The organism is Pseudomonas brassicae (assembly GCF_010671725.1).
GTDB lineage: Bacteria > Pseudomonadota > Gammaproteobacteria > Pseudomonadales > Pseudomonadaceae > Aquipseudomonas > Aquipseudomonas brassicae.
Genome location: NZ_JAAHBU010000202.1, coordinates 1 through 7,898 on the forward strand (window position 1 = coordinate 1; position 7,898 = coordinate 7,898).

The following is a 7,898-nucleotide window of genomic DNA, read 5'->3' on the forward strand; positions in this document are numbered from 1 at the left end:
GGGGCACGCGACACCTCCGCTCGGCCTCTGCAAGGGGCGGTAGATCAAGATCAACAGCAAGATCAACAACACGCCGCAGGCGCTTGATGGGGCTGCGCATGACAATGAGCCGTCAGGCATGACCAACAAACACATCCGCAAACAGCTGATTACGCGGCAACCCTGCCAGGAACATCCGTCGCGCGAACTGCTCCACACTGGCCGCCGAACCACAGGCCAGCGCAATCGTCTGACGCGAAGGCAGACGCAACGCCGCCAACGCCTGCGGCAACTCGACCGGCGTCACCAACTCCACCTGCACCTGCGGATACTGCCTGGCAAGCTCGGCCAGCGGCCCGGCCAGGTAATGCCCGGCCGGCGTATGCGCCAGGTGCACCAGCCTGATCGGGCCTTGGTGCTGCTGACGCAGCGCCTCGCGCAAGATCCCCCACAACGGCGCCAGCCCGGTGCCAGCCGCCAACAGCCAGAGCGGGCGCGCCTGCCAGTCCGGGTCGTAATGCAGTGCGCCCCCGCGCAATTCGCCAAGACGCAGCACATCCCCCACGTGCAACGCGCGCGCCGAGGTACAGAACGCACCGGCGTAGCGGCAATCCAGGTGAAACGCCAACCCTGGATCCTCACCAGGCACACTGGCCAGCGAATAAGGCCGCGCAACACCCTGGGCATTCCACAGCACCAGATGCTGCCCGGCTTGATAACGCAACGGCGTGTCTGGTTGCACGCACACGCGCAGCACCTCGGCGCCCAACCACTGCAGCGCCGTCACCCGCGCCGGCACACCGTCACGCTGCGGATCAAACACCACCACCTGCAGGTCCTGCTCGACCCGGCACTGGCAAGCCAGACGCCAGCCCTGCATGCGCTTCGCCTCGCTCAACGCTTCGGGCCTGGCATCAGCCGGCTCACCCTCCAGGCAACGTACCAGGCAGGCATGGCAACTGCCGGCACGGCAACTGTAGGGCACCGCCACGCCAGCACTGTTGAGCGCATCGAGCAGGTTGCTGCCCGCCGCCACCTGCCAGCGGCGTTCACCCACGCGCACCTCAGGCATCGACCACCTCCCACGCCGGCAGGCAACGATCACGCCCGCTGCGCTTGGCCCGGTACAGAGCCTGGTCGGCACGGTGCAACGCCGCGTCCAGATCGTCGCCAGCAGTCAGCAAGGTCATGCCCACCGACAGGCTCAACGGCCCCAGGCGCAAGCCGAATGCCCTCGGGTCGACGCCGGCAAACGCCACGCGCAAGCGCTCGCAGCAGGCGTGCAAGGCCTCGGCAGTGCAATCGGGCAGCAACAGCACGAACTCCTCGCCGCCATATCGCGCGAGCACGGCGCCCTCCTCCAGGCAACCGCCGGCCACCCGTGCAAATGCCTGTAGCACCTGATCGCCCGCCGCATGCCCATGGGCATCGTTGATACGCTTGAAGTGGTCCAGGTCGATCAGCGCCAGGCCATGCCGGCACCCCATCGGCAGGCACTGCAGCGCACGGCCGGCCAGGCCGAGAAAATGCCGACGGTTGAACAACCCGGTCAGTTCGTCGGTAGCCACCAGTGTCTCCAACTGCCCCATCATCGCGCGCAAGGTGTCCTGGTGCGCCTGCAAGGCTATGCGGCGCTGACGCACGCGCTGGCGCGCGGCCTGCACATAGCGCGCGTACAGGCACAGCCAACTGAGCACCACGAACAGCGTGCATACCTGCAAGGCCGCCAGTGCCCGGTCGTGCAGGCGCCCGCTGAGCGCTTCCCACAGGTTGAGGCCGATGAAACTGCACAGCACCAACACCCCGCAGCGGGTGAACGCACGCCCATCGAGGTGGAACAGGCCGAACATCAGGATCAGCGGATAGAACATCAGGAAGGTGCCACGCGCCTCGACCAGATTGGCCAGCAGCCAGGTTTGCCAGGCCACCCCCAGCAGCACCTGCAGCTCGGTAAGGCTGGGGTCGCGACAACGCAGGCTGGCCCCACTGGCAAATACCCAGCCGAGCAGGGCCAGGTTGACCAGCAACAGCACGCTGCTCAGGCTGATCAGCGTGAGCGATACCTGCACGTGGTCGCCCAGCACCGTAATCCATACCAGCAGCAACACCAGCAGGTAGCTGCCGGTGGCCAGCAGGAAACGTTTGAGGAGCAACTTCTGCAGAGCGGTTTCGGTCACGGATGACTCACCATGGCGCGGGCGAAGGCAGCGGATAGGACAGGGGCAGACGCCACTTTAGGACGTGTTCGGATTATTTTCCACGCAAAAACAGTGCCTGACGCCAGACGACCTTGGTTGGCAGCACTGGCGCGTGTACCGGCGTGCGATGCGCGCTATACTGCCGCGCCTTTTTTGCGTCGGCCACTGCGGGTCGGCGTGCCTTGAAAGGTGTGGCGACGCCTCGGCCCGTGAGCGTCGCCCTGCCTTAATGAATGTTCCCGTCTTTAAGAGGAGCGCGCTGCATGACCGTGATCAAGCAAGACGACCTGATTCAGAGCGTTGCCGACGCCCTGCAGTTCATTTCGTACTACCACCCCGTTGATTTCATCCAGGCCATGCATGAGGCCTATCTGCGTGAAGAGTCGCCGGCTGCACGCGACTCCATCGCCCAGATCCTGATCAACTCGCGCATGTGCGCCACCGGCCACCGCCCGATCTGCCAGGACACCGGTATCGTCACCGTGTTCGTGCGCGTCGGCATGGATGTGCGCTGGGATGGCGCGACCATGGGCCTGGACGACATGATCAACGAAGGCGTGCGCCGCGCCTACAACCTGCCGGACAACGTGCTGCGTGCCTCGATCCTGGCCGACCCGGCAGGCGCACGCAAGAACACCAAGGACAACACCCCAGCGGTCATCCACTACTCCATCGTCCCGGGCAATACCGTGGAAGTGGACGTGGCGGCCAAGGGCGGCGGCTCCGAGAACAAGTCGAAGATGGCCATGCTCAACCCGTCCGACTCGATCGTCGACTGGGTGCTCAAGACCGTTCCGACCATGGGCGCCGGCTGGTGCCCACCGGGCATGCTGGGCATCGGCATCGGCGGTACCGCCGAGAAAGCCGCGGTAATGGCCAAGGAAGTGTTGATGGAGTCCATCGACATCCACGAGCTCAAGGCGCGTGGCCCGCAGAACCGCATCGAAGAGATGCGCCTGGAGCTGTTCGACAAGGTCAACCAGCTGGGCATCGGTGCCCAGGGCCTGGGCGGCCTGACCACCGTGCTCGACGTCAAGATCATGGACTACCCGACCCACGCCGCGTCGTTGCCGGTGTGCATGATCCCCAACTGTGCCGCCACCCGTCACGCGCACTTCGTGCTCGACGGTTCGGGCCCGGCAGAGCTGGAGGCGCCGTCGCTGGATGCCTACCCGCAAATCGTCTGGGAAGCCGGCCCTTCGGCCCGTCGTGTCGACCTCGACAGCCTGACGCCAGAAGACGTGCAGAGCTGGAAGCCAGGCGAGACCATCCTGCTCAACGGCAAGATGCTGACCGGTCGTGACGCAGCGCACAAGCGCATGGTCGAGATGCTCAACCGTGGCGAAGAGCTGCCGGTGGACCTCAAGGGTCGTTTCATCTACTACGTCGGCCCGGTGGATCCGGTGCGCGAAGAAGTGGTTGGCCCGGCGGGCCCGACCACGGCGACGCGGATGGACAAGTTCACCCGTCAGATCCTGGAGCAGACTGGCCTGCTGGGCATGATCGGCAAATCCGAGCGTGGCCCGACCGCGATCGAGGCGATCAAGGACAACAAGGCCGTCTACCTGATGGCCGTGGGTGGCGCTGCCTACCTGGTGGCCCAGGCGATCAAGAAGTCCAAGGTACTGGCGTTTGCCGAGCTGGGGATGGAAGCGATCTACGAGTTCGACGTGAAAGACATGCCGGTGACCGTAGCGGTCGACAGCAACGGGGAGTCGGTGCACATCACCGGGCCGGCGTTGTGGCAGAGCAAGATTGCTCAGAGCCTGGCGGTGGAAGTGAAGTAAGCGCCAACGTCGAGTGGTCACAAAAAGCGGCAAGGGATCACTCCCTTGCCGCTTTTTTTTGCCTGTGCCATCACCGCCCCCAGCCTTGCCACAGACTGTCAGTTACGCCGGTCCAGCAAGTTCACCACCACCCGGTCCAACCACCCCCAGATACGCTGTTGCACACGCTTCCACAAGGGCCGCGCGTGCCAGTCGTCAAGGTCGATCTGGCGGCTCTGGGCAAAGTCACGCTCAAAGCTGGCCACCACATCGGCCGTCAGCCCCGGGTCGATGGCCTCGACGTTGGCCTCCAGGTTGAAACGCAGGTTCCAATGGTCGAAGTTGCACGAACCAATGCTTACCCAATCGTCCACCACCACCATCTTCAGGTGCAGGAAACACGGCTGGTATTCGAAGATCTTCACCCCCGCACGCAGCAACCGGGGGTAATAGCGATGGCCGGCATAACGCACCGAGGGATGATCAGTACGCGGCCCGGTCAGCAACAGGCGCACATCGAGGCCCTGCGCCGCCGCCTTGCGCAGCGCACGGCGCACCTTCCAGGTCGGCAGGAAGTACGGCGTGGCCAACCAGATACGACGCTTGCTGCTGATCAGCGCACGCACCAGCGACTGCAGGATGTCCCGGTGCTGACGGCGTCGGCGTAGGCCACTCGGCCCAACCCCGGCCCACCGACCGGCACCCGCGGCAAATGCGCCAAGCCGAAATGGGTCGGCGGTCGCCAGGCGACACGGCGCAGATTGGAGCGCCACTGACGGTCGAACAGCATCTGCCAGTCAGCCACCAGCGGCCCCTGCATCTGCACCATCACCTCGTGCCATTCGCTGACATCTTCGCCCGGGGTCCAGAACTGGTCGGTAACGCCAGTGCCCCCCACCACCGCCCACGCCTGATCCACCACCAGCAACTTGCGGTGGTCGCGGTACAGATTGCGCAGCCCACGGCGCCAGCGGATCCGGTTGTACCAGCGCAGCTCCACCCCCGCCGCCTGCAAGCGCTGGCGCAGGCTCAGGGTGAAGGCCAGCGAACCGTAGTCGTCAAACAGGCAGCGCACCTGCACGCCGCGCTCGGCCGCCTGCACCAGTGCCTGCACCAGCGCCTCGGCACAGGCCCCAGCCTCCACCAGGTACAACTCCAGGTCCACCTGCTGCTCGGCACGTACGATCGCCAGCAACATGCGCGGGAAGAACGCCGGACCATCGATCAGCAGTTCGAAGTGATTGCCGGCACGCCAGGGGAACACCGGCCCGGCCATGTCAGCGCGCCGTGAAGATCAGTACCGCACCCACCGGCACCGACAGATTGATGGACTTGAGCCCCGCCAGTTTCTGCAAGGTCGCCAAGCCAGGCACAAGGTCGAAATGGTCGGCGCTCAGTACCAACGGTTCAAGGGTCACCACCTGGAAGCGCCGCTCGTCCAGGCGCGTGGCCAGCAGTTGCGCGTTGTAGCTGTGCTGCTTGCCATGCAGGCTGACCACCACCGGCAGGCGCAATTCGACCTGGGCACCGTTGGCCAGGTCATTGATCGGGCGCAGGTCGATCTGCGCCTGGATGGTGGCGTCGGGGAACGTGCCCACTTCGAACAGTTCATTGCGCATGCGCTCGTCCCGCAGCGGAATACCGGTGTTGACCGAGTCCATCTCGATCTGCAGCTCGGCTGCGCCCTTGCGGTCGACCTTGCCATGCAGCACCAGGAACCGATGCACCTCGGACACGTTGCCGTTCTTGCTGGTGATGAACGACAGGCGCGACGACTCGCCGTCAAGGTGCCAGTTGGCGTGGGCGGGCAGGCTCGCCAGGGCCAGCAGGGCGAGAGCGATACGGGGCAAACTGAACATGCACAATCCTGGACGCGTAAAGCCGTCAACCTTACCCGGCTGCCTTCATGGCAGCAAGCGACAGCCCACGCGCGGGCCCAGCCACCGGGCCGTGTGGCTGCGCCCCAGGCCCTGGGCGCTGACCTGGCGTGCCGCCGGGTCGTCCTGCAACCCCGACAACGGCAGGTACTGCGCCACATAGGCGCGGCAGTAGGCGCCGTCAAAGCCCCATCACATAGCGGCACGAACAGTATTGCTTGGCTGAATAGGCACTCAGGATCGCCGGAAAATCCCCCCAACGCGGCCCGCTCGTGCCAGGCCCAGGCCCCCGCCACCAGCAACAGCAGCAGACAGGCGCGCTTCACGGCGCGGCCTCGGCGAACGCCGCCAGCACGCGTTTGAGCAGCGCGTTGTGCTGGTAGGTGCCGTCGCGGTCATCGCCGTAGCGCACAATCACCAGGCGCTGCGTGGGCAGCACGTACAGAGCCTGGCCCCAGTGGCCAAGCGCGGCGAACGTGTCGGCCGGTGCATCAGGCCACGGCCGCTCGCCTGAAGCCACGGGCTGATTGAGCCACCAATGCCCGCCGGGCGTGGCCTCGCCAGGTACGGCAGGCGCGCGGGCAAAGGCGCTGCGATTGAAGGCCACCCACTGCGCGGGCAGCAGTGGCCGCCCCTGCCAGCGACCGTCGTCCAGCATCAACTGGCCGACGCGCGCCAGGTCGCGCGCCGTCAGGTACAGGTAGGACGAGCCGACCAGCGTACCCGCGCCATCCTGCTCCCACACCGCGCTGTCGATACCCAGCGGCGCGAACAGTGCCTGCCAGGGATACTCGGCGTAGCGCGTACCGAGCATGCCCTTGAGCGCCGCCGCCAGCACAGTGCTGTCGCCACTGGAATACACGAAGTGCTCACCGGGCGCAGCGGCGGCGGGCTGCCCGGCGGTGAAGGCGGCCATGTCGGTGCGCCCGCGGGTGTACAGCATCGCCACCACCGACGACTTGAGCGGCGTGTATTCATAGTCTTCCTGCCAGTGCAGGCCGCTGGCCCACTGCAACAGGTCGCGCATGCGCACCTGCGGGTGCGCCTGCATGGGCGGGTAGAATCGGGCAACGGGATCGTCGAGGGCGAAGCGCCCTTCACCGAAGGCGACGCCCAACAGTGTGGCCAGCACGCTCTTGCTGATCGACCAGGTCAGGTGCGGGGTCTGCGCGGTGGTGGGGGCTGCATAGTGCTCATACACGATGCGCCCGTCGCGCATCACCAGCAGTGCGTCACTGCGCACCCCGGCACGGGTCTGCTCGTCGCGCGGCGCAAAAGCGTAGGCCTGCAACTGCTCGATCGCCGTGTGCGGGCCCGACGCCGCCGTTGCCTGCGCCATGGCCAGGCACGCCCAGCCACTGCCCAGTACACCCAGCACCCATGCCGCCTTGCCCATGCCCGCTACCCGTGGTGGTGAAGACGGCCAGCCTGGCAGGGTTTCATGACAGTCCGGCGCTGGCCCAGGCCTTGGCCAAGCGCTTGGCCCGCGCGCCGCTGGCGATCTGCAGGATGCCCTGGTCACGCTGCCACAACTCGGCGAACGGCCCCGGCGTACTCGCCAGGGCCTGCTCGAGCTCAGGGCCCAGGTGCGAAAACTGGGCGAACAGACCACCCAGCAACAGGTGGCACGCCACCGCGTCGGCACATTGACGGCTGCCCTCCGCGCAGCCGCCAGCAGGCCGATCAGGCGCAGTTGCACGGCCTGCGGCCAACCCTTGGCGCGACCGACACCGTACAGCCAGGCCACCACAGCACTCAGCACATAGAGGTCTTCCAGCGAACGGAACGGTTTGACGTAGGCTGCCCAGCCATCCCCGGCCAGGCGCTCGCACAGGGCCTGCTCCAGGTGCAGCCGTGCATGCCCCACTTCAGGCATCAACGGCAGGCTCGGCAAGGGTTCGAGGCGTACGCCGGGTTCACCCGGATACACCACCGCCAGGCTCAATTGCGCAGCCTCGCCGGCCAGCTCGCTGCGGGCGGCCACCAGCAGCCAGTCGGCGTCCAGGCCCGCGGTGACGAAGTCCTTGCTGCCGCTCAGGCGCAGCGCGTCCACGTCCAGGCGCAGGTGCAGGTCGGCC

5 protein-coding genes and 3 pseudogenes are annotated in these 7,898 nt (G+C 66.3%); 1 reads left to right on the forward strand and 7 read right to left on the reverse strand.

Features of this window, described 5'->3' with window-relative positions:
• Positions 1-112: 112 nt before the first annotated feature.
• Positions 113-1,051: an iron-sulfur-binding ferredoxin reductase gene (locus tag G3436_RS15085; RefSeq protein WP_163946338.1), complete on the reverse strand. Its 939-nt coding sequence runs from the start codon at positions 1,049-1,051 to the stop codon at positions 113-115.
• Positions 1,044-2,156 carry a diguanylate cyclase domain-containing protein gene (locus G3436_RS15090; RefSeq protein ID WP_163946341.1) on the reverse strand — a complete coding sequence of 371 codons (1,113 nt, stop codon included), beginning with the start codon at positions 2,154-2,156 and terminating at the stop codon, positions 1,044-1,046. The genes G3436_RS15085 and G3436_RS15090 overlap by 8 nt, the downstream gene beginning before the upstream one ends.
• A 284-nt stretch (positions 2,157-2,440) precedes the next feature.
• Between G3436_RS15090 and G3436_RS15095 the strand changes: the two genes are divergently transcribed.
• Positions 2,441-3,964, forward strand: coding sequence for a fumarate hydratase (locus G3436_RS15095; protein ID WP_163946344.1), 1,524 nt, complete (start codon positions 2,441-2,443; stop codon positions 3,962-3,964).
• 98 nt (positions 3,965-4,062) lie between these two features.
• Here G3436_RS15095 and G3436_RS15100 read toward each other — a convergent pair.
• The 5 genes and pseudogenes from G3436_RS15100 to G3436_RS15120 form a co-directional block, all read right to left on the reverse strand.
• A pseudogene (locus G3436_RS15100) lies at positions 4,063-5,219 on the reverse strand (phospholipase D-like domain-containing protein).
• Position 5,220: 1 nt separating this feature from the next.
• Positions 5,221-5,802 carry a YceI family protein gene (locus G3436_RS15105; protein ID WP_163946347.1) on the reverse strand — a complete coding sequence of 194 codons (582 nt, stop codon included), beginning with the start codon at positions 5,800-5,802 and terminating at the stop codon, positions 5,221-5,223.
• A gap of 45 nt (positions 5,803-5,847) precedes the next feature.
• Positions 5,848-6,146: pseudogene (locus G3436_RS15110) on the reverse strand (amidase).
• The gene (locus tag G3436_RS15115) at positions 6,143-7,159 is read right to left on the reverse strand and encodes a serine hydrolase domain-containing protein (protein ID WP_243667161.1); all 1,017 of its coding nucleotides are present in this window, start codon (positions 7,157-7,159) and stop codon (positions 6,143-6,145) included. The pseudogene G3436_RS15110 and the gene G3436_RS15115 overlap by 4 nt, the downstream one beginning before the upstream one ends.
• Before the next feature lie 100 nt (positions 7,160-7,259).
• A pseudogene (locus tag G3436_RS15120) lies at positions 7,260-7,898 on the reverse strand (acyl-CoA dehydrogenase middle domain-containing protein); the annotation flags it as partial.

Coding starts and splice junctions, on each gene's coding strand:
- G3436_RS15085 (WP_163946338.1), bottom strand. CDS start 1,051: ATGCCTGAGGTGCGCGTGGGTGAACGCCGCTGGCAGGTGGCGGCGGGC.
- G3436_RS15095 (WP_163946344.1), top strand. CDS start 2,441: ATGACCGTGATCAAGCAAGACGACCTGATTCAGAGCGTTGCCGACGCC.
- G3436_RS15105 (WP_163946347.1), bottom strand. CDS start 5,802: ATGTTCAGTTTGCCCCGTATCGCTCTCGCCCTGCTGGCCCTGGCGAGC.
- G3436_RS15115 (WP_243667161.1), bottom strand. CDS start 7,159: ATGGCGCAGGCAACGGCGGCGTCGGGCCCGCACACGGCGATCGAGCAG.